This window comes from Lysinibacillus sp. NPDC096382, assembly GCF_044762845.1.
Lineage (GTDB): Bacteria > Bacillota > Bacilli > Bacillales_A > Planococcaceae > Lysinibacillus.
Genome location: NZ_JBIWFC010000001.1, coordinates 588,571 through 613,467, shown reverse-complemented (window position 1 = coordinate 613,467; position 24,897 = coordinate 588,571). Strand labels below are relative to the sequence as shown.

The following is a 24,897-nucleotide window of genomic DNA, read 5'->3' as shown; positions in this document are numbered from 1 at the left end:
AGAATAGCAGTTGCATATTGAGTAGACGACTAGCTTCCGTCATAAAAGGCAGTGACTGAAGTCATTTTTTATACCGGGCGAATAAGGTTTGCCAAATGAAATGCATTATGAATGCTTATATCATGCTTTATACAATTCCATTCCGTACAGCATAGATCGCTAACTGGGTCCGATCTCGTAGTGCAAGTTTCTGTAAAATATGTGTAAGATGATTTTTCACTGTACCAACCGATAAAAATAACGAATCCGCAATTTCTTTATTCGTTTTACCCTCCCCAATTAATTGAATAATCGTTAATTCACGCTCTGTTAGCGTAGAAAGCTGTGGTGTTGAGACTTTTGCAGTCGTTTGTTGCAACAACTTAGGCATTAGCTTGGCGGCAACATCTTCTTGAATAACCATGCCCCCATCTAATACACTATGAATGCTCGCTATTAGCTTTGCTGGTTCGGACGACTTGACTAGAAAGCCGCTTGCACCATCTTTTAATGTTTGGAAGGCATACTCTTCATCATCAAATGTTGTCAAAATCAGTATTTTTACATGTGGAAAATGACTGCGTATATGCTTTGTCGCCTCTATTCCACTCATCTCTGGCATGCGTATATCCATTAACACAAGATCGACATATACTTTCTCAAGTAATACTAAAGCCTCCCGCCCATTGCTTGCTTCTGCCGTAATTTGCAATGTCTCATCTTGCTCAATCATCATTTTTAGACCATTTCGTACAATAGTTTGATCTTCCACTAGTAAAATTCGTTTTTTCATTCAAACTCTCCCCTTCATCGGAAAAGATCCATCAACTATAAATTGTTGCTCCGTTTTATGTATGCGTAACTCTCCGCCAATTTCCTGTATTCGTTCAGTCATATTTTTTAGCCCAAAACCATGAACAAGCGGTGTCTGTTTCATTGATTTGTTTTTAACTTGAAAGCTAATATGTTGTAATGAATCTTTCCCTAAAATGATGTCGACTTCCTTTGAATCACTATATTTCATCGCATTTGTTAAACATTCTTGTAAAACGCGATAAAGCACTATGCTTTGCTTATTGGAAATGGGTAATGACAGTACTCCCTTTTCAATAGTAAAACGAATATGTAAACGACTTTCCATCTCTAGCCTGCGAATTAAGTGTAGCACCGATGTAATGCCATATGCCTCGCTCGATTTTAATTGCCGAACCGCATACCTTGTTTCGTTTAAACTTTTACGCGCTAATTGCTTAATATCATCTAACGCGTCATGCCCATACTGAATAGATATCATCTCTGCTTGCATGAGTAATGCAGCTAAATTATGTCCTACCGAATCGTGTATATCACGTGCAATTTTTGTGCGCTCTTCTGCTCGTACAAGCTGATCTTGCTCAACGGATAGACGTTTTAATGCACGATATTGCCCTAATAATTCTTGATACAAAATACTTTTTTCACTGTATGCTTGAATGTAATGACGCATCCCCAATGAACATAGAGAAAGAGCAATCAGCATTAGCATCCCGTATAATGGCAGCCACCGTAACAGGACAAATATCATACCGATTACAGTCAAGATTCCTATAAGAAAATAATAAAACTTTGCCTGTAGTAGAAAAGCGCCCTCTATTATAAAGAAAGCCAAAATCGGCAATGCATACATTATATTAAGTGAAACAAATACACTACAAAATAATATAAGAACAATCGTTATGTAACTTATAACTCGCAACTTTTTCAAGAGAGGTGTGATGAAATATAAAGTTAAAATAACCGTACAGATGAAAAAAGCGTCTGTTAATGATGCATCCGTGTAATAAGTGTGAACTAGGAAAATCGTCATTAATAGCAATATACAACTATTGCGAAAGAGAAAATAGTTCATAGATTGACTCCATCCTCTTCTATTATTTTCAACTTATTATACATCTTTTCAATTCCTTAAAATGTATTCACTTACAAATATCAATAAAAAAAACACTAGACATTACCATAAATATGTCTAGCGTTTTTGGACATCCGTTCTCTTGTTCTCCAGCCTTACAGTTAAATCATTAAAGTCTTCGATTACATCTTCCATGGATAATTTTTTAACTAATGCAATCCCCTTTTGAATAGATTTAGATGCTTCTTCAAGTTTATTTGCTTTGATTTGGGCATCTGCAAGGCAATACCAATAAAACCAGGCATCCATTTTTGAAATTTTTTCTTTATAAAACATTTCGATGATCGGATAGTAATTTGAATATAATTCTTCGTTATAGACCAACTTTTCACCATTCCATTTTAGTACATCCACTAAATAGCTATCACCAATATACATTTGCCAAACTGCTAGACCAACTTTTTGTACACCATTTACAAAGTCCATTTTATGATAAGGAACTTCAGCAATCTTTTCGAATGAGTTATTGATCCATTGGAACACTTCTAGATTGCTTCCCATCGCCGCTCCAATTGTCACACCAAATAAATATTCTTTTGTGCCATCACCAGTAATATCTACCAAACCAGAAAAATCCAAATCGACACCTTGCGTTTTAGTTTCCCAAATCTTTCGCCAATCTGTATTGTGTTTTTTTAGCACTATTGATCCAAACTGAGAAGGGTAATCCTTTGCTTTAATTTTATAAGTGAATATTATTTCTTTCTGTCCATCGTGGTCAAAGTCATAAAATTGAATTGGCCGTGTGGAGCAAGGATTTTTAGGGCTTATAAGCGACGCATTCGATGGCATAAATCTACTTACAATTTTCTTTAAGTCTTCTTCCTGGTTCTCCTTAGCGTGAACAAATATTGGGCTAAAGCAAACTGCAAAAAGTAGCCATAATGTAAATAGCACCATTTTCTTCATCAAAATGTCCCCCTTTTACAGCCAAATATAACATATAGTATTGACGTAATTAGAAAAGAAATTCTTCAAAAACTTGTAAGATGACGAAGTACAATCAATTGCGTTAAAATATTTTCTAAAGACGATTGATATATGCGTATCTGTCTTTGAGGGTTCTCTATCCATCAGATTTACGATTCTATCCATCATTTTGATCGTTCTATCCATCACTTTGACGATCCTATCCGTCACTTTGATCGTTCTATCCGTCACTATTAACATCATGGTATAAAAAAGGAGACATAAATGGACTTATTTATCGCAAGTAATCGCCAATTACCTATCCGTTATTACGATAATGAAGCGATTTGGATTCGTCGCGGTTGTTTAAGTTTACATCAATTAACGCTGCCCTTTTTTGTAGAAGTAGAAATAAAAGACCCACGTCATTTATTGAAAATTACAGAATATGTTCAAGAAGTCCAAAAACAATATAGCTATACAGAAATTCAAATTATTATTAAGGACAAAAATATTTTTCTGCACTTACAAAAGAGCCTCCCCCACTCTAATGCCAAACATATTCTCACTATTGAGCAACTAATTCACCACCCGTGAAAAAAGGTAGCATTGCACTAATGCTACCTTGCTATTTATTATAAAGCTGTAACAGGAAGTTCGATGATAAACTGCAACATACCATCCGTATACTTCGCGCCAATTTTGCCCCCATGTAGTTCTACAATGCTTTTAGCAATAGCAAGTCCAAGCCCCGAACCTTCCGCTACACTTGTTCTAGATTGATCTTTTTTATAAAATCGCTCAAATAAGCTCGTTAGCTCTTCGGATGTAAATTCATCACTTTCATTAGCGACACAGATTTGAACATTACTTTCTTTTCTTTCAAGAGAAACAAAAATCTCGCCATTACCTGTACTATATTTAATGGCATTCATTAATAAATTATCAAAGACCCTGACAATTTTTTCAGAATCTACTGTCGCAAAGATCCGCTCCTCTGAGAAATTTTTAATAAATGTACGATGGTTTTCCTCCGCTTGCGGAATCAACTCCTCAATTAACTGATCGAGAAGCTCATTCATACATATATCTTGTTGCCCAAGGACAATGTTCTCATTCGTTAGCTTCGTATATTCAAATAAATCTTCAATCAGGTTCTTTAACTGTTCGGATTTTGAGAAAGCAATCTTTACATACTCATCATATTGCTCCTTCGTGTCGTACTTTTCATCTCTTAACAATCTTAAATAACCCATAATCGAAGTAAGTGGTGTTCGTAGGTCATGCGAGACATTAGTAATCAATTCATTTTTTTGTTTTTCAATCCTTCGTTCCATCTCTATATTCGTCATAATTGCTTCGGCCATATGATTTACATTGTCTGTTAATACAGCAATCTCATCTTGCCCTTTTTTCTTAATGCGATAGGCTAAATTTCCTTTAGCGATTTCCATAACCCCCTCCGCCAACAACTCAATTTGATTCATTTTTCGTTTCGTTATGTATAAGAATGAAAATGTAAAAACTACAATTGCACTAAATAATGGGATAAGGCCCTCATTCGAACTTGCGATAACCATCCCTTCAGGAATACCGCTGACAAACAAATATAAGTTTTTATCTTCTATAGTTAAAGGATAAAATGCAATGAATTCTTGCCTCAATTGCTCGATTGCTGGTACCTCATAATTATTGAGTGGATGGTTAATCGCAAAGTCCATTACATTCCGAATCTTATAATGCAAATTGATTTGTTTCTCTTCCACTTGCTTTGTTTTGTATAAAACATTTCCGTTCTCATCGGTAACGATTACTTTTAATGCACTTTGTTCCATTTCAAATTTATGATTTTCTGATTCAATCATTTGCTGTAATGCTGCTAAACTATTTTCATTGCTGGCTAGATCTGCGGCACGCTGCGCTTGATCATTTATTTCCTGCATCCCTTGACTATAATCAATCTTAACTGCCGGGTTGATATTCAAAGCAAACGAAAGTGCGGCTTTTGCTCCAAGTAAACCTAAAAATGCACAAAGAATAAAAGTCGTCAATAATTGAATTCTAATGCTTCGCCGAACTTTTGTTATAGCAGTTACAATGAACATTTTTAGTTTGTTTAATAAGAAAAGTATTAGCTTAATGATCTTTCTCAATTTTATAACCTACTCCCCATACTGTTTTAATATATTGAGGATTTCTTGGTGTTGTCTCAATTCTTTCTCGAATCTTCCGTATATGTACCATTACCGTATTTTCAGACTGTATAGCCTCTTCCTTCCAAACCTTTTCATAAATTTGCTCAGCGCTCATGACTATGCCTTGATTTCTTGCAAGTAACTCAAGAATTGAAAACTCCCTTGGCGTAAGCTTTACCTTTTCATTGTTGACGATTACTTCATGTGTGTCGGTACTGATTCGCATATCACCAATTTCTATCTCATTTTCGTTCATCCTATCTAGTCGATTCATTTTGATATATCTACGAAGCTGAGATTTTATGCGCGCAATTAGCTCTAAAGGGTTAAAGGGTTTTGTTACATAATCATCTGCCCCTAATGACAATCCAACGATTTTATCCATATCCTGAGACTTTGCTGACAGCATAATAATTGGCATCTCGGCTATTTCCCTTACCTTCATACACATTTCGATGCCATCCACTTTTGGCATCATAATATCTAGGACAATTAAATGTACTTGATGCTTCTTTAAAAGACTTAAGCCTTCCTCTCCATCACTTGCTTCTAGAACATCATAGCCCTCATTTTTTAAATAAATTGCAATAAGATTTCTAATCTCTTTTTCATCATCAACTATAAGTATTGTTTCTTGAGTCATCTAATCCCACCAATTTCAAAATATAGTAAACTATCAGGTTGTATATTAATCAGACCTAGTACCATAACGTGCGGTTGATTTCCGTACCGACTGGGCGCTTTGTAGCTGTCGCTTTGCTTTCGCTACAGAGAACATTTGCCGCTGACGCTTCGCTTTCGCGCAGAGCAGAGCTTCCTGAGGGCGTCCGATGAGCCGCTTTTGTTGTTGCTGTCGCTACGCTTTCGCACAGAAAACATCCGCTGCGCTGCAGGGTCTCGGGCCAACACGATGTTGGTCACAAAGGCGTTATCACAGGATGTGATGCTTTTAGCCTTCGTTCCTCTATCGCTGATCCCCGAGGAGTCGCCCAGTCGGAACGAAAATCAACTATTTACATAGTAGAAGTTTTAACAAAAGCATCCACAACTTTTGGTGATGAACCTAATTTTAACTATTTTTTTATTTTTCGTATATAAAAATAATAAAAACGCCTTACAATGCCGTCTTTAATTTTCGTCTATAAAAATAATAAAAACACCCTATAATACCGACAAAAGCGCCAAAATATATACCGTATTTTGTTGCTAGTATGGAAATGTTTTCAATGTGTTTTCCAAAGAACAAACCAAGTGTAAAGTATATTAATGTCCAAACAAAGCCTGCTGAATAGTAATACAAAGCGTATTTTTTAAACGACATGTTGTTCATACCTACTAAGTATGGAAGTATATGTCTCACAATTGGTATGAAATAGCTTATAACTAAAGCGAAATGACCATATCTATCTATTAGTTCTTTTGACTTTAATAAATACTTAGCCTTGTTCTTTTTCACCAATTTATCAAGTATTTTATGGCCAAACACTTTACCAAGGATAAATCCTAAGGAAAGTCCTGAAACTGCACCAAGATAAGTTATTACAAAAGCTTTTAACACACTCATTTTTTCTAACGAAGACATAAAGCCACCACTCATCACGATCATCTCATCTGGGAGTGGCATACCCACGATTCCTAGCCATAAGCTGAAAAATAAAGCAAAATAACCATATTGCTCGATATACGATAAAAGATCCTGTAGCCCCATTAACTAGCCCTCACATTTCCAAGTTTGCAGCTTAGCACATAGGCAGGCGGCAAATTAATCCATACTTTTTCATGTGAAATATCCTCAAAATATTTTTGGATAAAGGATTTCCTAACAAGTGAATATTGGAATGTAATAAATTTACCGTCCTTTAAACAATCTTTTACATTCCGTAAAATACGTGCGGAAATGGCAGGATTCAAAGATGTAAAAGGTAATCCAGATACAACATAGTCAATTTTTTCGATATTTAATGCAGACATATACATGCATAAATCCTCAGCCGATCCATGGATAACGATTACACTTGGCTCAAGTTCAAATTGTTTACGTAGCTTTTCACAAAAAATTTCATTATTCTCAATAAGAATTAACTTTGTTGACGGCTCTTTTCTTTTCATTATTTCTTTCGTAAATGAACCTGTACCCGGACCTAGTTCAACAATACATTGGGCATTTTTAAAACAAATTGTTTCGACCATTTTTCTGGCTAGTTTTTTTGAACTAGGTGAAATCGCACCTATAGTTTTTGGATGTTTTATAAATTCAGTAAGGAACGTTATTAATTGCATAATTTTTCTCCCCGATCATGAGTAATTATTAGATACTTTTACTATAAAAGGTATTTCTTAAAGAATTGCGAGGAGATTTCTTAAATTTTTCTTAAGAGTTCACATTATTTACCTTTATTTATAATGGGCTAACTATGATTAAGTCTATGTTTTCATGTTCTTTATGTAGGGCGTAATTTAAGGTAAATTTTATTTATTAGTATTTCATCGTATTCTCATGTGAGGTACGAGTTGGGTACGGGGCTCTGGGTTATTCAGCTTCTATATTTGTTACCTGGGCCAACCAAGCTATTTCAACTTTACTTGCTCCTGCTTTGGCTGCATCCATTCCAGTAAACGTTCCTGTTTTAGCACGCCATCTAGCTCCATCCGGCTCAATATATGCAACCCAACAAAAGCGATGCTTTAATACTTCTAAAACATTTTTAGCCAGCTTGTCTTGTAGCATAAGTGCCTGTTAAAACGATATATTTATTATTATCTGTGGAAGACTTCTCTTACTGTGTATTACCACTTGCTGCCTATATCATTGTCTTTGACGTTAATCCCTAAGGAGTCGCCTAGTCTGCAATCCAAATAGGAGGGGTACAAATTGGAGTACACGTTAAATGAGTACCCTTCTACCCTATTACTTCAACATTTCCCCCACTTTATACGACTTAAATTTCCCTTAAGAGTCAGAAAAGGTTTTCAGGTCATTGGTTCTAATGATTATTTCCTACACAAAATAGTCATACAATTGCTTCCAGTAGAATAGAAACCTATATAGAGTTATTCGGAAAAATATAGTGGGGTGTAAAAGGATGCTTAAACTAAATGATGCAAAAGAAACGGTACTCGGAATTGTGCAGCATGACCCATTGTTTGTCGAAATACAAAATACGCCTTTAGAAGAAATACTTTATAATGACGACTATTTAGCGCATATTGAAGAATCAAATCATTATTCCATTGCAGAAGTCGCAGGTTGGTTTGAAATTACGGATGCGATGCTTCGCTATTACATTAAACCATTTGAACAGTATATTTTTGATAATGCTTCGAATAGCACAAACACCAATATTCGGTTGAATCTTCCTGCCATCTTAAGACTTCGTATGATTTTACTGTTAAAAGATGAACACCGCGTCAGAGGCTTAAAACTTTTACTAGGGATTGATGACAACGGTCAACTCTTCAAACATCAAATAACTGCGACAACTATGGGCACTGATGATTTAGCGAATAAAGTTGATATTCTTGGAAATGTTCTGCAACAAATGATACAAACAGGACTTTTCAATATTACTCCAAACGAAGAACATGGATCCTTACAAGTAACGATCAATCAAGACTTTCTCGCTCAAAACATTCAATTAGTATCCTCGGAAACGGAGCTTCAAGTAGAAGAGATTCAAAAAGAAACAGTTGAACTTAAACAAAAAAATGAAAATCTACAAAAACAAATTTCGGAACTGCAAGAGCGTAGCGTAAAGGATATTGTTCAAAAAATTCGTGAACGTCATATCGAAAATGGAATTGTGTCGACATTACGGACAGAAGCATTACAGCAATTTGCGATGGAAAATAAGGCAGGCTTTTTCAGAAAAACTTTTCGTTCCTCTCAAATTGAGATGGAAAAGGAGCAATTTGTGTTGAATTATATTTCGAAGCACTTAGAAGAACGTTTAGAAGTAGCACTGAATGATTATTATGGAGAATAAATGTCTTCAAATTGATATTACATGTAAAATTGACATCTCTATGCAGAGAACATGAAGGAGTCTTTTTAAAGAAGCCATTCATGTTCTTTTTTCAATATAAAAAACAGTCCAAGAGGTGAATTGTATGGCAATGATCGAGGTCAATAATTTAACTAAAAAGTTTGGGAGTTTTTACAGTGTACAGAATGTGGAATTACAAATCGAAAAAGGTAAAGTGTTCGGATTTTCAGGACCAAATGGGGCATGTATATATAGATAAATTTTCCGTTGATATGATAAAATGGAACAAAAAGGGTTCATCACCAAAAGTTGAGGATGACTTTTGTTAAAACATCTACTATGTAAATAGTTGATTGGAGTGAAGACTGGGCGACTCCTCGGAGTTGACCACCAAAGCTATATAACTGTTCTAAGGAATATCTAGTCTAATGGAGTAAAATTACCATAGTCTTTATTTCCACTCATTTGATAACGAAATGATTCAAAATGTTCTAATAGTAATAGGTTTATAGAAATATAATTAATAAAAACCGATGAAATTCAACTAAATATAAAATCTCATCGGTTTTTAAATTTGAAATACTCACTTATTTCCCCCATATATTATTCTTGTACTTCTAAAGTGAATCTTGGAGCAGATTCTATCAAATACTCTATGTGGCTACTGCCAATATATTTTTCAAAAGGGTTGCTAACGCTATAACTTATAATTTCATATAACCCTGGTTTCTCAGGTGCAGTAAAGTTCAACTTTCCGATTACAGTACCTTTTTCAGGTACTTCTAATATTAAATAAGGGCTATCATTTATTGGAACATGATTAAAGCCTAATGTAGCTAACAATAGAACCTTGCTTCTCTTTTTACTAGGAGAAGATACGTTGTACATTAAACTAAAACTTTCGTTCGGCTTAACTTTAATAGAAGCAGGAGTTAAAGGCATAATTCCTGTATCCATGATACTATAATCATAATCTTGATTTAATGTATAACTATAGTGCAATTCACTTGTCGCATCCGATTGCACAAAATTGGTTTTATTGATAAAATCATCATTATCTAAATCAAAAATAATATCTTGAATGATTGTTGCTCCATACCAATCTATGCTCTTGTTAAAATTTTTTGCGTGTAGTTCAGGAGCAATGGAAAATGTTATCATTAATTTATGAGCGCCAGATTTTTCTAAATCAGATGTTAAATATAAAGGTAATTCAATTTCATATTTATCATCCAAAGAAAAAGTGTAATTTTTTTCATAAGAACCATCTTTAGTTACTTTAAAACTTATTGGTTGATAGTCATAATAGATATTCATAATAAAATTTCTATTTTTCCCATTATTATTAAACATAATTGTAATTGGGTTCAATAAATCAGAAATATACAATGTATTATTTGCTTTATAACTATCATTATCTGTCCCATTGTAGCTATTTTCATTAAAGACATCTATCCCTATGCTACTCTCGAAATTTTCGTATTTTGTATTATCCCACTTATGAATTTGTGGAGTTGGGCTACTACATCCTACAATAAAAAAAGCGGCGAAAAGTAAAAGATTGATTAATTTTTTCATTTAACATCCCTTTACTATAAATAATGATGAGATTAGAACATAATTATATTTGTCCCAATTTCACAAAAGAAGTTTATATCCTATTAGAGAAATTACAGTTCAGTTTTTGACAATGTAGCTGTTTGTGTTCCAGAGCTTGAAGTATCTCGAATTTCGCCATACGCAGTCCAAGTAACTGCATTCTTTGTAGAACGGCTGAACAATTTTTTCGTTGTTGTAGATGAATCATTATACGCATGATTTGTTTCAGGAGGAATACTACCATTTGCATCTGTTCCAGAGATTTTAGCGTATAGATAGTATGCAGTGCCAGCATATGTTGACATAGTTGAATACGCATAGTCCTTACCATTCCAAGTTATAGTTACTTCCCCCCATGAAGCATAAGTGCTAGGTTGGTCACTGTTTATAGATGACATTGCAGACAACGATTTTTCATCAGGTGTAGTTGAAGTAGCTGCATTTGCAGTAACATTTCCCATTAAACTTAATGTTAGTGCTGAAACAATAGCCAGTGTTTGAATTGATTTTGCTTTCCAATTAATACGTTTAAACACAATATCATACTCCTTCGATTGGTTAATTTTTTTGTGTTTAAAAGCCAGTAGATACAGACATTGATTTTTCACCTTCAACAACTTTGGGTACTTCATTTAATGCTTTGCTTTCTGGAATTGGGTCCCCCTTGAGCGTAGAGGGTGCAGAAATGGACTGTTCACCATCAACTGGTTCATGTACAATTTTAGAAACCGAATTAATTTCAGTTTTATTTATCGTAGCATGTACAGTAAATGAAACCATCATCGCTATCGCCAATGTTAATATAGTGGTAATAAAGAAAAGACTAAACCTTTTTTTCTCATTTGCCATAATTAAATCTAACCTCCTCTCTAATTGTTTTACATTACTGTTGTTACTAAATGCGGCATAGACATTACTTTTTTTATCAGCAACGCTCCATAGAACCTTTAACAGTAATCTTCCATATCGCCTCCTTTCATCGTTATTCATTGATTTAGTAACACTTTCATCGCAAGAAAGCTCACAAAAGCGGTCAATGTCATTCCTAAAATAATAAACTAATGGATTAAACCAGTGAATTGCATTAATAAAAAGTATAAGATATTTTAACCATGTATCATGACGTTTCCAATGACACAATTCATGATAAAAAATATACTGCAATTCTTCTGTTGTAAATTCTATATTTGGTAAAATAATTTTGGGTTTGAATATCCCATATAAAAAAGGTGTAGATGTGTATGGAGATACATACAACGAAATTTTGGTTGTTATTTGCATCTCTTTTTTACATCTTTCTAATACTTTCATGGTATCCAAATCTTTTTCCAAATTACATATATGTGAAATATATGTATTAAATTTAATATTTTGAACGAAGAAGAAAGTAATAAATATAAAGGTTCCCAATAAAAAAAGATATGGTAAAAAGCTAAAATAAACTATGATAAATTGCTTTACTTCATACAATAGCCTTACTAGATTTAATGTATCAAACAAAGTATGAGATGGTATAAAAGGCAATTCAGACGTATTTTCCTGATTAAATTTATATGAAAATACCAACCCCAATTTATGATAGGGAATAAATAAAAATGAATAAATAAAAATACTTGTATAATAGTGCCATCTAGCACTAAATAATGTAAAAGCCTTTGCATTTAGCAACTTGAAAATTAAGAAAAATATCCCTGTAACGAATGACATGATAAATAGTTGTTGATATAAATTCACAAGTAAATGGCTCATCATCTATTCCTCCAAACGTTTCATAAGATGCTCAATTTCCTCTCTTGTTAAATCACCGTTGTCACATAAAGTTGAAACAAACCCTAAAATCGAACCTTTGTGAACTTCATTAATAAATTGTTTGGTTTCAAAATCTAAATACTCTTTTGCTGTGAAACATGCTTCATAGTGATGAGCTTTGCCAACACGAGTTGCGGTAAGAAAGCCCTTTTTAATTAAACGAGAAAGAAAAGTAATAGTTGTATTATGCTTCCAATTTTTAGCCTCCGAAATAGACTCCATTATTTCTCTCGTTGTTACTGAACTATTCTTTTCCCAAATAAAATCCATAATTTTTTTTTCCATTGTAGATAATCTTTGAAAAGATATTTCCATGTTGAACACTCCTTTAATATGTCTACAACACGTCTACATTTAAAGTCTACATGATGTAGACTTTAAATGTCAATATTATGTTGTTAAAAATTGTTTATTAATATAGAGAAAAAACTATTAATGGATAACGATAAGATTGGTTTTACTCCTCACTACCATTAATTCCTATGTTTATAATAGCATCAATTTCACTAAATATGTTCAAGCCGTATCGGAAAAGACAAGCAACAAATTTACTATAAATTCAAAGCTTTCATTGCCAATAAATACTTGAAAAGTCTTTTATATTGAACTTTTTTCGATTTCTTTCGCCACTGTAATTTCGGTAGTTCAACTAAGAAAAGAACGTCTCAGATTCTGCCTAACACGTCCTTTTCTTAGTTTCATACTACATGGCAAGAGCCATCAAAATTTTTTGTCAACAGGCTATCGCAACAAAAATTTTTGGGTTATTGTTTCACAATTTCTTGCCATGTAGTAGATACCGAATTTCTGTGGTCTACCAAGAAATCGGAAAGAATTCAGCCTTCCAACTTCGAGATTGTGGCTTCAAGCAATGTAGGAAAAGAAAATGACCAAAGAAAAAACATTTCAGCCTATCTATGAAATTATTCGATTAAGGGCACGTAAGTTGTCAAAGAAATACCTTGCTGAACAGTTGAACCATTACAAAGTGAGAAGTCCAGAAGATTTTGCGAGTACTGCAATCAAATTTATTGGTGATGAAGATAGAGAAATATTTTTAGTTGTTTGTTTATCCACCCAACACGAGCTATTATCTTTACATCGTTGTCATATCGGTACACTTGATATGAACCTTACATCGCCAAGTGAAGTCTTTAAAACGGCGATTATGCAAAATGCAGCATCTATCATCGTAGCACATAACCATCGGATTATGATTATGTTAGACTTCAAATACACGCCATGTTATTATGGTAACACCTAATAAAGTTAGGTGTTACCTAAAAATGTGAGGTGTCGTATGGAACGCTTTAAGTTAATCGATAATACTGTAGAATCAAATAATCCTTTTTTAGATAAAGAAAAATTACATATATATCAAGCAAAAATTTTGGGGGAATGGGAAAGGCAACAACGGGTAAAAGGTTTTACAGTTCAAACTGTTGCATTAAATTTAAGAAATATTAATGAGTTCTTATCTTTATCAAATAAATTCTGTTGGGAAATTACTTCTGATGATGTAGAAAATTTTTATCTATCATTAGTAGGTAAAGGGCTAGCACATAGTACTAGGAGAAAGTATCAATCTAATATTTCTACATTCTATAGTTTTTTAAGGAACAGAAAGGCTCTAGAATTTTTTAATGTTTTAGGGGTTATAGTTCCGGAAGTTTTAGATGATTTTAATAAATTTTATCATCGTAAAGATGATAATGACATTAGAGTCGTACCACCTAAAAAGGTAATTGTAGATGCATTTTTTGATGGAATGAAAGGTGAAATGAAGAAAGGAAGAAAATATTTTACTGTGGCAAGAGACTATGTTTTTTTTAAAGTTTTAATGCTATCAGGATTAAGAATATTTGAATTGACTAAAGTTGATATAAATGATTTGAGATTTGATTTGGGTGAAAAGGGAAAGATTCATGTTAGATTTGGAAAAGGGAGTAGAGGGACAGGCTACAAACCACGATGGGTGCCTATGTTAAATGATGTAGATATATTATTGAAATGGTACTTAGATGAAATACTTCCTAGTTTTCAAAAAGAAAATGTAGACAAAACGGCTGCGTTTCTATCTGAAAGTGGACATAGGGTTTCTCGTGATACAATGAGGGCAAATTTAAACAGAAGACAAAAAAATATAGGAATTCCTGATGAAGAATTATTCTCTGCACATCAACTAAGACATGCATTTGCTACCTATCAATCGGAATTAGGAGTAGATTTATTAACCATGAGCAAATTATTAGGACATGCCAATGTTTCTACAACTGCTGGTTATTTAGAACCTAGTAGTACACATATAGAAAAACGTATAAAAGTTAGTCAACAAAATTGGCGAAAACAATTGAATGATTGGGAAGAAGGTGAATAAACTTGGCTTTTGAGTGGAGATTACGAAAGGTAATGGCTGAAAATGATATATGGTCAGGAGCAGAACTCGCTAGAAGAATGGAAGAAATAACAGGGTACAAACTTTCTGCCCCTTCAATAGCAGCATTAATTAATGAACCTCCAAAACAAGTAAAGATGGTAACGCTTGATGCATTGTGTTCAGCGCTTAATTGCAAGCCTAATGATTTATTAGCACATAAACCTACCGTTATCGTAACTATAGAAACAAATAATGAAAAAGAACTTCAAACTAAAAAGGTTTCAAATGGATTTGAGCGTCAATTACCCCCGATTTAAAGGAGAAAAAAATGTATATAAGTTGCCCTATATGTGGTCATAAGGTGTCTGAGAAGACTGTAAAAGTAACAGGTGCATGTAATGAGTGTGATAGTAAACGAAGATTAAACAAGTATTTAACAGATTCTTCTTATAGAATCTCAAAAGCAAAAAGTGAATTTAAAGCCAGTCTATTAATCGATTTTATATTATTTATAAAAAATAGTTCATGGAAATATGGCCAACTAAATCGAATGGCAATTGACTTTTTAAAAGTTCTACAAGGGTATGAAGGAAAGCATCCTATTATAGAATCCGATATAGTAAATGATTATTTTGCAAAAAGTTCAATCAAGTCGCCTACAATTATTTATACAATAAAAGTGTTTTTATATTCGAAAAACTTAAAGTTTTTGATGAAATATCAAACAAAAGTTCATTTTACCCAGAGGACATTCGATCTGAAAGAAGGCTGAATAAAAATGTTTTAAAGTATTTTTATTCCGATAATAATTGTCATGATTGTGGCGCAAATTTAACAGAAAAATCTCAACATAATTACTGTTATGATTGTATAGCGTACAGAAGTATTTATATTAGGTCGCAGTTTGATTATTTAAGGAATACATTTAAAAATGAATCAATAAAAGGTTTATATTTTAATTTTGTCCATTACATGTTTAGTTTAAATAGAAAAATACAAACATATTCAGATATTTTAAGTGATTCGGAAAAATTCTTCATATTCTTACAAGATTATATACCGGATGGATTACAGATGTACCCTTTTACAGTTAGAGAATACGAACAAACACAAAAATATAAATTGATTCATGGAAACAAATATTTTAATATACTTCTTTCACAAGAATGGTTGTCTGATTTTGAAAAAGAATTTTCATCTAAGGATAGTTACAAGGACATTTTTTTGTTTTATTTGGAAAGTCTAGGATTATTAAAACAAAGACCTGTAGATGAAAAGGTAAAGATTTTACAGAAAGTGAATTTGTTTGAAAGTTCATTTCAACAATCTATATTAAAACTAATTGTATTTGAGTCTCAAAAAATAGAGAATTTAAAACAAAAAAATGCATCTCAAAAAAAGAGTTGGACAACAGTAAATAAATATATTGATGAAATAAAAGCTTTTTATTATTGGATAAAAAAAGATACTACTATTTCAAGTTGGTCAGAAGTCACAGAAGATATGGTTAATAAATATCTTTTAGGTATGAAGTTTACGAATGGTCAAATTAAAAAAAGAACATTATTTAATTTTTTTACCTTTTTGAAAAAACATGGATTTGTTTTTGTCGTTCCTATTGAACAATTTGTAGCAAGAGATAGTATGATTGAAGTTACACCATTGTCTTTAAATCAACATAAAACTATTTTTAAAGCGATTGAGAACGGAAATGAAAATTTAGTTGTTGAGAGATTTTTATGCTCGCTAGTGTATTTTCATGGGCTTACAAGTAGTCAAATAAAATCATTAGAGTTAGAGAATATTAATCTGGTAGAAAAAAATATTCACGTAAATGGAAGGCCACCGGCTTATTTAAGTGATTCGGATTTAATTTTATTAAAAGAAGTACTAGTTAGACGTGAAAAATTGCTAAATAGAAAAAAGTCTAGTAGGCTATTTCCGGCATTTAAATCAATAAAGGATATTTCAATTTCTAATTTATCAATTAGTGACATAGTTAAAAAAGTAACTGGATACACACCGAGAAGGCTGCGTATTGCAGCATTTCAATATTGTTCAGCTAAATTTGGAGCACAGTATTTACAAGAGTGCTTCGGATTATCTTTAACTCAAAGTGCTAGATATGCACGAATAGGTGAAGAATTATTAGAATTACAAGTTCTAGATGATTTATAATAGCCGATTACAAATGAACAATGTTATAACAACTCTTATTACAAACAAAGAACCCGATATTAAAAAACAAATCACGAAATTAATTACATCTCTTGCAAATTTTATGATAATTTAATAATAAGCAGTGGTTAGAAGCAGTAAATCAAGAAGTTCTGATATTAATAATTATTTTAGTAAATATTTAAAATTATGATGAATTATTCTGTTTGTATAGGGGTTCAATGTCGATAGTAAACTGTTACATCTAAATCAAATCAGATAAAGGAATATATAATTTTATCAAGTTCCTAAATGTATAAGTAATTGGAATAAAAATCTAATATTTTATAGGAGAGAAAAAAATGAATTCACAAATCATCGAAGCTATAAAACGTGATCAATTAGTCTTTTTTATTGGATCAGGTTTTTCTTTACCATTGGAGTATCCAGATTGGAATGGATTAGTTGAAAATATGTTAGAAATTCTTTCAAAAGATTATCAACAACTTTTACCATTGAGAGACATAATTAAAGCCGAGGTCCCGTTAATGTCTACGATTGACCTTTTAGATTATTTAGTAAACTACAAAGATAGAGTATACAAAATTATGGATCATGAGTTTGCTGCAATTGAAGATAAAGTAAAACAGAATCCTCATTTATTAAAAAAGCATGAAATGATTGGTAAAATAACTTCCAAAATAATTACTACAAACTATGACAAATCTTTAGAACAGGCTAATCCAGAGTTTAAAAAAATTACATATTTAAATCAATTTAATATAGCCAATTTACATAATGTGAATGAGTATATATTTAAAATCCATGGATGTATAGAGGATGCTGCACGATGTGTTTTATATAAAGAAGATTACGAAAAATTATATTCAGACGAATCCGAATTCAAAGGAGCTATTGAAGAACTAAGAAAAATCATTGGAGATAAAACGATAATTTTCCTGGGATTCAGTCTTTCCGATCCATATGTTAAATATCAATTTGATTACATAAATACCATTTATAGACAACTAAAAGGTAAACACTTTCTTATTTCAACTGAAAATAAAAGTGAGATAGAAGGGGTAGAAACATTAAAAATTGATGATTGGGACAAGGGATTAGATTCTTTACTGGAAGAGTTATATAGAATCAAAAAAGAAACAGTTCAAAATGAAATTGTACTTTCACCAAAGCCGAGTGATGAAATTACTAAAATTAATACTATTAATATTGCTATTTTGATTGCTAATCCTATTAATGAGAGATTGGATTTCTCGATAAATAAAATTATAAAGCCTTTTAATAATTGGGATGTGAAAATAGACTATTTCAATTTAAATGTGAAAAATCTAAACAAATTAGAAGGATATCAATATATATTTTTATTTGCTAGTGCAATCAGAAATAATGTGATTATTGAAGATGAATATTTAATGGCTCATCGTATAACATTAGAAAAACTGCAAAATGAAATATTAGATGATACTGTCAAATGTACATTTATTTTTACGTATAAAAAACATAATTTTGATACCACTAATATTTACTTACCTATCATAATTAATCAATTTGAAAACCAATATGATAGTTTTATTTTTAAAACTTTAAAGAAAGGTATGCTTCATAATGAAAATAATAATTTAGAAACTCAAATTATTAACGATTCACAAATTGTGATAGAGAAATTAGTCAAGGGTATTCATAAAGTAAATTATATAAAAACACCTTTACCTTCAGAAATTGATTCTAAACAATTGATTAACTTTGTAGGAAGACTAAATGATTTAGAAAATATTATCAGAAAAATTCTAGATATTGATGGGAAGATATTAAATATAAAGGGATCAGGTGGAGTTGGTAAAACCACAATTATTAAAAAAGTATTAATTGAAATAGCACAAAGGGGATTATATACCGATGGTATTCATTTTGTTGACTGTCAACCAATAAAGGATTACGAATCCTTTAAATTTAAAATTAGTCAATGTTATAAATTAGACAATACTCTTGATTTAAAAGAGCATATGCTTCAAAACAATGTAGGTAATGACAAACTAATTATTATAGATAATTTTGAATCTCTATTGGATTTGGACGACTCACAAGAAATTATTCAATTAGTTTCTTTTTTATGTGATTACGCAAACGTGGTTTGTACGTCTAGAGAGTGGTTGAATTTTGAATTTGAAGAGAAGTATGAACTTAGGCAGCTAACAACAGATGAATGTGTTGAATTATTCCAAAAATATTATTCCTATAGAATTAATGAAGAAGAAATGAAAATTTTGAGAAATGATATAATAGAAAACTTACTAAATAATAATCCATTGGCAATTAAAATTGTAACGTCCATTATTCCTAAATTAAAAAGTATGAGTGCAATAAAAAAGGATCTAGAAGAGGATTTTTTTAATGCAACCAAATTAGGATATGATGATATTTTTAGTAGCTCAGAAGATTTAAATATAGAAAAATCAAAATCACTATTTCAATCGATAAATTATTCATATTGCAAACTTTTATCTAAAGAAAAACTTGTATTTGAATTAATCTCTTTGTTTCCAAATGGAATACATATGGACAATTTTTTAAATGTATTCAAAAATAGTAAAAATGGAATGACTGGAAAAGAGTTGAAATCACTTGAAGATAAATCATTAATTCAGATTTCTAATACTCGTATAAGCTTACAGTCTATTATAGGTAGGTTTGCTTCACATAAATTTAGTGAGAGAGGTTATGAAGAAAAGAAACACTACTATGACAAGGCCATTGATTATAATATTTTTACAATGAGTATTATTATGAGTGATAGTTTAAGGAATAAAGATACTATAGAACTTTATGAAAATAATATAGAAAATTATCGCCATAGTTTAGAATATTTAGATCAAGTAAATTCTTATAGTAAATTAGAATTATTAAGATATTTATGGAACGTTGCTAGCTTCTCAAGTAATATAAGTAAAAGTGAGAAATTTATTAAAGATATAAAAAGATTAAAAGATTTATTCAAGGAAATTGAGGATGTTGATAAAGCACTAGATATCTTTATATGCAGTTTGAAATATATTGCAGGCGATTTTGAAGGAAGTCTCTCGAATATGAAAAAAATGATTACTCTCGAAGAAGCTATTGAAATGGCTGGAACAGATGATCTGGTGGAAAATATAATTTGTAATTCTGCTATAAGTGTTTATAGATATGGTAATGAGTGGGAGTTGATTAATTATTGTAAGATAAATAAAGGGCTTATGCGATATGAATTACATAGTATGTTATTTAATATTGGGGCTTATAGAATTTTAGAGGAGAACTTACTGCATCGTGAAGGTGAATCCTTCTTTGAATTTGAAATTTTAAATAATCTAGGTAAACTAGATATTAATGTTATCGATAAATGTCTTTCAGAACAAATTCATAATAATGAACATCTTGAGATAATGCAAATAAATTACATTAAGGCAAAAATGGGGATAATTAGTAGGGAAGAAGTTAAAAAACTTGTTGTAGTTAACCCTTACTCACTGGGCATTAAAAATCTTATGTTTGCTTTCTTAGAAACAGATTTGGATAAAACAATAGAATATTATGAAAGAGCTATAGTGTACTTAAAACATATTAAATATTATTATGTCGAAGCAATGTATTATTACACAAAACATTTAAAGGAAAACGGTTTGGAGGAATATAACAATTTAAGGATAAAAGGTAGAAATACTGCGGAAAAGTACCATTATAGTTTTTTAATTTATAAATTTGATTGTCTTCTTAATGACTTGGATATACCCTATAATGAGGATGAATATAGTATAAACATTGATTTCGATTGGACAGAATACTCAAGTACTCCAAGTTTAAAGAACAATCGTAGAATCATGTCAACTGTATAAGTTTTAGCATATTATAGAATATAATTGCATATACTTCTTCCAATTGTTCTTTGAGAATTGTGAAATAATAAAGTATTTAACTTACTATGTATGGATTAAAAAGCAATATTAATTATATTTTAAAAAACCGCCTTAGTTTTGACTAAAAGGCGGTTATTTATTTCTTAATACTATTATTGTTTATTAGAACTACATTGGATTGAGACGCTACCAGACAGGGGGAATTACCATATGCATAAAATTATATGTTTATCTTGCATTAGTTTTATTTAATTCATATTTTCCTATCGGTTTTCCATAAATGGATATAAATTAAATGGCTTTATTATCTAAATACACTTAGAGATTTTTTAATTCTTATTAACTATAAATGCAACACCAATATGTACATTTTTGCTCGTTTAAAGATGTACAAAATCACTCGTTTTCCGCGGATAAATGATGCTTTAATCTGTATGAATCACCCACGATTGTGACAACGCTTGCGTGATGTAAAATACGATCTAAAATCGCATTCGCTAATTTCGGTTCAGGAAAAATTTCATCCCATGATTTGAAGTTCACATTCGTTGTGAAAATCGTGCTACGTTTTTCATAACGTGCATCAATGAGCTGGAAAAACAGTTTCGCATCCTCTGGATCAATTGGTAAATAACCAATTTCATCAATGATTAATAATTTATATTTCGTATAATGTTTTAAACGGCTCTCTAAGCGGTTTTCTAAACGGGCTTTCTTTAGATTCTGAATTAAATCATGACACTTAATAAAATAAGTACTTGTTCGCTTTTTAGCTGCCGTAATGCCGATTGCTGTGGCCAGGTGGGTCTTACCGACACCACTTGGACCAAGGAATACAATATTCTCATTTTCTTCGATGAAACGAAGGCTTTGAAAATCGAGTATTTGTTGTTGGCTAATGCTTGGCTGAAAATCAAAGTTAAAGTCCTTTATCTCCTTTAAATGTGGAAACGCAGCGACTTTCACCATCGCATGAATCATATTATGCTCACGTACATCGATTTCATAGTTTGTCAATTTTATAAGTGTATCGATAAAAGAAAGTTCATTTTTAATACTAAAGTCGATGACTTCATTCAAATGGATGCCCATTTGCTTTAATTTTAAATACGCTAAGTTTTGCTGTAGTTGCTGATAATTTGTACTCATTAATGAATTCATTTATACATTTCTCCAATCGCTGCTAAATTCCGTTTCGCTAAATCGTTAATATCAGGGTATTCAGGCATTGCCTTTGTCATCAATTCACGATAATGCGCCTCTTGATAATTTAGTTTTGCTTCACTTATTTTGTGTTGCGCGATTAATTCCATGTTATAATAAATCCATAATTGATCATCATACACTTGTAGTCCTGCTTTTTTTCCTTGATACCCCGGTGGTACGGAGTATTGATTGGACTTGTAGGAAATCATGCTCGATGCATTGACTTTTACCAGTGTATAATCAATCTTGTAGGAATCTCTTACTCGTTCAGTTGGTAGCTGGAGTAATTGATTCTTTTCTTTTTGCCATTCTAAAATCGGGATTTTATTGGTCCCTTGATGAACTTCATGGTTAATACGATTACATAGTTTTTCAATATAGGCTTGTAATTCAACTATAGTAAACTTCCCTTGATAGGCATGGATTTCATCCAATAACTTCATCGTTGTCTCAACTTTTCCTTTTGTTCGTGGACGACCTGCTACACAAGGCTTCACCTTAAATCCGAAATCTCTCGCAAATTGCGTAAACTTCGTATTCACTTTTCCCGCAAAATGTTCTGTTCGTGCTTCATCCATCACGGTTTTCATATTGTCAGTAATGAGTTCTTCTGGTACACCACCCATTTTTTCAAACGTATCAGTTAAGAAAGAAAATAAAACTGCCTGCGATTTGGAAATACTCATGTAGAAGAACCGCATACGAGAATAGCTCAGCACTAACACGGCTACATTAATCTCCACCTGTTCACCATCACTTGTTTCATAAACAATACTTTCTTTCCAATCCAACTGTGCTTGTTTGCCCATACGTGTTTCATAACGAATACCGCTATGCAAAGAAGATAAGCGTTCATCTTTCTCAAAGTAAGCCTTAAATTCTGGTGTATTGGCAATATAGGTACGGAATGTAGATTGTCCACACTCTAAACCATGGTTGTCTTTTAAATACTGCCAAAGATTGCGTCGATAATAAAATACCTGCTTAGAATCTTCTGATAAGAGGCTGGCAATAATCGGATAAAACTCATCAATTTTAGATGGCTTATTCCGCTTTGTTTTTGGTATAAAGCCATTTAGATATTTATCGATTGTTCGTCGATCTACTCCCATATCCCTTGCTAATTTACTTTTATTAATCTTCATGTTTAAACGCTCCATTACTTGTTTAAAATTTGCTAAATCTGAAAGACTATTAATTTTAAATTCTGTCTCAATCTCAAATTGAATATGCATACTAACACCTCGGTATTAGTATGAAATGAAAGAGCATTTTTGTACATAGTTATTCAAGCAGGAATGTACATATTTAAATTAGCATTTATATTAACTTTACTCTTGAATAATTTTTTCTACTTCTTTAATAAATTCATGTGGAGCTACACCAAGTTGATCACATAATGCAAAAATTGTGGATATAGTCGGCTGTCTCTGGTATCTTTCAAGAAGTCCAATATAGGTTCTATCTAAATTACAATTTAGTGCTAATTTTTCTTGAGAAAGATTTTTTTCAGTCCGATATTTTTTTAGTGTAATTCCAAATGCTTCAACTACGTTCATAATCTCACCTCTTAGTTAATTAACTAAGATTTGGACCTGTCTAATCGACTGACTATAGTCATCTAAATTGGAATTTGATAAAATAAGATTTCAGAATAACTATTGAAAGAGTTGAGAATTGTGATAAAAAATAAAATTTCATATAATAAAGAATTCAAAAAAAATATTATTAAATTGCATTTAAATGGTCTTAGCGTTTCTGAACTAAGCTTGAAATATGGAGTATCAAAGACTAGCATTTATAGTTGGGTTAACGAAGGAACAGATATTTCATATGAACAAGAGTTAAAAATATTAAAAAAACAAATTAAAGAACTATTGGAGGAAAATTCAGTATTAAAAAAAGCTTTGACAATTTTATCGAAATAAATAAATGTTCGTAGATGCGTTTTGAAATTTAAGTGTAGATTTGAAATAAAGTCGTACCTTTTATAAAAAAGATGTACCTTTTTAAATAAAGTTATACCATTTTCCCCCTTTAGATTATGGTTATCTAGAGGGGTGTTTTTATGTCTAAAAGAGCAAGTACATCTATGAATCCACAGCAAAGCCTTCTTGAAGAAATCTTTTGCAGCCTGTTTATCTCTTGTTTTATTTAGATGAAATTCAATTGTGCCCCTTCAGAATCGACTGCACGATAAAGATACATCCATTGCCCCTTTACTTTGATGTATTTTTCATCGACTCTCCAGGGATTATTTGTTAGTGTCAGATGTGGTCGTATTCTTGTATCTAGTTCAGGTCCATATTGATGAACCCAACGCATAATTGTTGTATGAGCCATCAACAAGCCCCGTTCTTCCATCATTTCCACCAAGTTACGAAAACTAAGGTTGTACTGTAGGTACCATCTCACTGTTAACAAAATAATCTCCGGTTGAAAATGTTTCCACTTGAATATCTGTTCCTTTTCCATACTGATTACGCCCCTTTTTAGAATAATAGTGTTAGTATTACCATGCTTTAGAGGTAGATTGCAGTTGTTTAGATATTTTAGCACTAGAACCTATAAACGTATGCAACAAGAAAAAGTGAATCTTTCTAGGAGAAAACAGGAATTAAATAACCAAGAAACTGAAGTGTTTAGCTTAATGAAGAAGATAACATGTCAATTGGAAATTATAAATGACTATGTTTGACGACCTAAAAAGTATTGACCGGTTGAAAGATTATCAGATACCTTTCGCACAAGGGAATTTTGAGAGACTCAAGAAATTATCCGCTTTAATATCTATGGAAGATAAATGATGGGAACTTTGCTG

At 31.9% G+C, this 24,897-nt stretch carries 25 protein-coding genes and 1 pseudogene; 10 read left to right on the top strand and 16 right to left on the bottom strand.

Annotated features, from left to right (window positions below):
- Positions 1-127: 127 nt before the first annotated feature.
- The 3 genes from ACIQZA_RS02925 to ACIQZA_RS02915 form a co-directional block, all read right to left on the bottom strand.
- The gene (locus tag ACIQZA_RS02925) at positions 128-772 is read right to left on the bottom strand and encodes a response regulator (protein WP_402879834.1); all 645 of its coding nucleotides are present in this window, start codon (positions 770-772) and stop codon (positions 128-130) included.
- Positions 773-1,867 (bottom strand): sensor histidine kinase, encoded by a 1,095-nt coding sequence (locus ACIQZA_RS02920; RefSeq protein ID WP_402879836.1) that lies wholly within the window; start codon positions 1,865-1,867, stop codon positions 773-775.
- Positions 1,868-1,984: 117 nt separating this feature from the next.
- A complete protein-coding gene (locus tag ACIQZA_RS02915) occupies positions 1,985-2,836 on the bottom strand; it encodes a hypothetical protein (RefSeq protein WP_402879838.1) in 852 nt (283 codons plus the stop codon).
- 285 nt (positions 2,837-3,121) lie between these two features.
- On the opposite strand from ACIQZA_RS02915, the gene ACIQZA_RS02910 reads away from it, so the two are divergent.
- The gene (locus ACIQZA_RS02910) at positions 3,122-3,433 is read left to right on the top strand and encodes a hypothetical protein (RefSeq protein WP_402879839.1); all 312 of its coding nucleotides are present in this window, start codon (positions 3,122-3,124) and stop codon (positions 3,431-3,433) included.
- A 38-nt stretch (positions 3,434-3,471) separates the two neighbouring features.
- Here ACIQZA_RS02910 and ACIQZA_RS02905 read toward each other — a convergent pair whose 3' ends face one another.
- From ACIQZA_RS02905 to ACIQZA_RS02885, 5 genes are all read right to left on the bottom strand, one after another.
- Entirely contained in the window at positions 3,472-4,941 is a 1,470-nt protein-coding gene (locus ACIQZA_RS02905) for a sensor histidine kinase (RefSeq protein ID WP_400935530.1), read from the bottom strand.
- A gap of 31 nt (positions 4,942-4,972) precedes the next feature.
- On the bottom strand, positions 4,973-5,674 hold the full coding sequence (locus ACIQZA_RS02900) for a response regulator transcription factor (protein ID WP_400935314.1): 702 nt from the start codon (positions 5,672-5,674) through the stop codon (positions 4,973-4,975).
- A 471-nt stretch (positions 5,675-6,145) separates the two neighbouring features.
- Entirely contained in the window at positions 6,146-6,739 is a 594-nt protein-coding gene (locus ACIQZA_RS02895) for a DedA family protein (RefSeq protein ID WP_142508459.1), read from the bottom strand.
- A complete protein-coding gene (locus ACIQZA_RS02890; protein WP_402879841.1) occupies positions 6,739-7,311 on the bottom strand; it encodes a class I SAM-dependent methyltransferase in 573 nt (190 codons plus the stop codon). The genes ACIQZA_RS02895 and ACIQZA_RS02890 overlap by 1 nt, the downstream gene beginning before the upstream one ends.
- A gap of 250 nt (positions 7,312-7,561) precedes the next feature.
- Positions 7,562-7,759: a hypothetical protein gene (locus ACIQZA_RS02885; RefSeq protein WP_402879843.1), complete on the bottom strand. Its 198-nt coding sequence runs from the start codon at positions 7,757-7,759 to the stop codon at positions 7,562-7,564.
- A 355-nt stretch (positions 7,760-8,114) separates the two neighbouring features.
- Here ACIQZA_RS02885 and ACIQZA_RS02880 point away from each other — a divergent pair, with 355 nt between their 5' ends.
- Both ACIQZA_RS02880 and ACIQZA_RS02875 read left to right on the top strand, forming a co-directional pair.
- Entirely contained in the window at positions 8,115-9,014 is a 900-nt protein-coding gene (locus tag ACIQZA_RS02880; protein ID WP_402879845.1) for a coiled-coil domain-containing protein, read from the top strand.
- Positions 9,015-9,138: 124 nt separating this feature from the next.
- Positions 9,139-9,273 carry a hypothetical protein gene (locus ACIQZA_RS02875; RefSeq protein WP_400935325.1) on the top strand — a complete coding sequence of 45 codons (135 nt, stop codon included), beginning with the start codon at positions 9,139-9,141 and terminating at the stop codon, positions 9,271-9,273.
- Between the two features lie 344 nt (positions 9,274-9,617).
- Here ACIQZA_RS02875 and ACIQZA_RS02870 read toward each other — a convergent pair whose 3' ends face one another.
- From ACIQZA_RS02870 to ACIQZA_RS02855, 4 genes are all read right to left on the bottom strand, one after another.
- Positions 9,618-10,592 (bottom strand): hypothetical protein, encoded by a 975-nt coding sequence (locus tag ACIQZA_RS02870; RefSeq protein ID WP_402879847.1) that lies wholly within the window; start codon positions 10,590-10,592, stop codon positions 9,618-9,620.
- A gap of 92 nt (positions 10,593-10,684) precedes the next feature.
- Positions 10,685-11,149 (bottom strand): hypothetical protein, encoded by a 465-nt coding sequence (locus ACIQZA_RS02865; protein WP_402879849.1) that lies wholly within the window; start codon positions 11,147-11,149, stop codon positions 10,685-10,687.
- Positions 11,150-11,186: 37 nt separating this feature from the next.
- Positions 11,187-12,365 carry a M56 family metallopeptidase gene (locus tag ACIQZA_RS02860; RefSeq protein WP_402879851.1) on the bottom strand — a complete coding sequence of 393 codons (1,179 nt, stop codon included), beginning with the start codon at positions 12,363-12,365 and terminating at the stop codon, positions 11,187-11,189.
- Positions 12,366-12,737 carry a BlaI/MecI/CopY family transcriptional regulator gene (locus tag ACIQZA_RS02855; protein ID WP_400935332.1) on the bottom strand — a complete coding sequence of 124 codons (372 nt, stop codon included), beginning with the start codon at positions 12,735-12,737 and terminating at the stop codon, positions 12,366-12,368.
- A 571-nt stretch (positions 12,738-13,308) separates the two neighbouring features.
- On the opposite strand from ACIQZA_RS02855, the gene ACIQZA_RS02850 reads away from it, so the two are divergent.
- From ACIQZA_RS02850 to ACIQZA_RS02825, 6 genes are all read left to right on the top strand, one after another.
- Positions 13,309-13,686 (top strand): JAB domain-containing protein, encoded by a 378-nt coding sequence (locus ACIQZA_RS02850; RefSeq protein WP_402879853.1) that lies wholly within the window; start codon positions 13,309-13,311, stop codon positions 13,684-13,686.
- Between the two features lie 36 nt (positions 13,687-13,722).
- Positions 13,723-14,799, top strand: coding sequence for a tyrosine-type recombinase/integrase (locus ACIQZA_RS02845; RefSeq protein WP_402879855.1), 1,077 nt, complete (start codon positions 13,723-13,725; stop codon positions 14,797-14,799).
- A gap of 2 nt (positions 14,800-14,801) precedes the next feature.
- Positions 14,802-15,116: a helix-turn-helix domain-containing protein gene (locus ACIQZA_RS02840; RefSeq protein ID WP_402879857.1), complete on the top strand. Its 315-nt coding sequence runs from the start codon at positions 14,802-14,804 to the stop codon at positions 15,114-15,116.
- A gap of 44 nt (positions 15,117-15,160) precedes the next feature.
- On the top strand, positions 15,161-15,571 hold the full coding sequence (locus ACIQZA_RS02835; protein WP_402879859.1) for a hypothetical protein: 411 nt from the start codon (positions 15,161-15,163) through the stop codon (positions 15,569-15,571).
- Positions 15,572-15,873: 302 nt separating this feature from the next.
- Positions 15,874-16,977: a hypothetical protein gene (locus tag ACIQZA_RS02830; RefSeq protein ID WP_402879860.1), complete on the top strand. Its 1,104-nt coding sequence runs from the start codon at positions 15,874-15,876 to the stop codon at positions 16,975-16,977.
- A 341-nt stretch (positions 16,978-17,318) separates the two neighbouring features.
- Positions 17,319-20,849 (top strand): SIR2 family protein, encoded by a 3,531-nt coding sequence (locus ACIQZA_RS02825; protein WP_402879862.1) that lies wholly within the window; start codon positions 17,319-17,321, stop codon positions 20,847-20,849.
- A gap of 417 nt (positions 20,850-21,266) precedes the next feature.
- Here the strand turns inward: ACIQZA_RS02825 and istB are convergent, their stop codons facing one another.
- From istB to ACIQZA_RS02810, 3 genes are all read right to left on the bottom strand, one after another.
- The gene (gene istB, locus ACIQZA_RS02820) at positions 21,267-22,019 is read right to left on the bottom strand and encodes an IS21-like element helper ATPase IstB (protein ID WP_400933163.1); all 753 of its coding nucleotides are present in this window, start codon (positions 22,017-22,019) and stop codon (positions 21,267-21,269) included.
- A gap of 8 nt (positions 22,020-22,027) precedes the next feature.
- A complete protein-coding gene (gene istA, locus ACIQZA_RS02815) occupies positions 22,028-23,311 on the bottom strand; it encodes an IS21 family transposase (RefSeq protein ID WP_142511124.1) in 1,284 nt (427 codons plus the stop codon).
- Positions 23,312-23,407: 96 nt separating this feature from the next.
- Positions 23,408-23,635 carry a helix-turn-helix domain-containing protein gene (locus tag ACIQZA_RS02810; protein ID WP_402879864.1) on the bottom strand — a complete coding sequence of 76 codons (228 nt, stop codon included), beginning with the start codon at positions 23,633-23,635 and terminating at the stop codon, positions 23,408-23,410.
- 120 nt (positions 23,636-23,755) lie between these two features.
- Between ACIQZA_RS02810 and ACIQZA_RS02805 the strand changes: the two genes are divergently transcribed.
- On the top strand, positions 23,756-24,004 hold the full coding sequence (locus tag ACIQZA_RS02805) for a transposase (protein WP_402879866.1): 249 nt from the start codon (positions 23,756-23,758) through the stop codon (positions 24,002-24,004).
- Between the two features lie 169 nt (positions 24,005-24,173).
- Here the strand turns inward: ACIQZA_RS02805 and ACIQZA_RS02800 are convergent.
- Positions 24,174-24,551, bottom strand: a pseudogene (locus tag ACIQZA_RS02800) (IS6 family transposase); the annotation flags it as partial.
- Positions 24,552-24,897 lie beyond the last annotated feature (346 nt).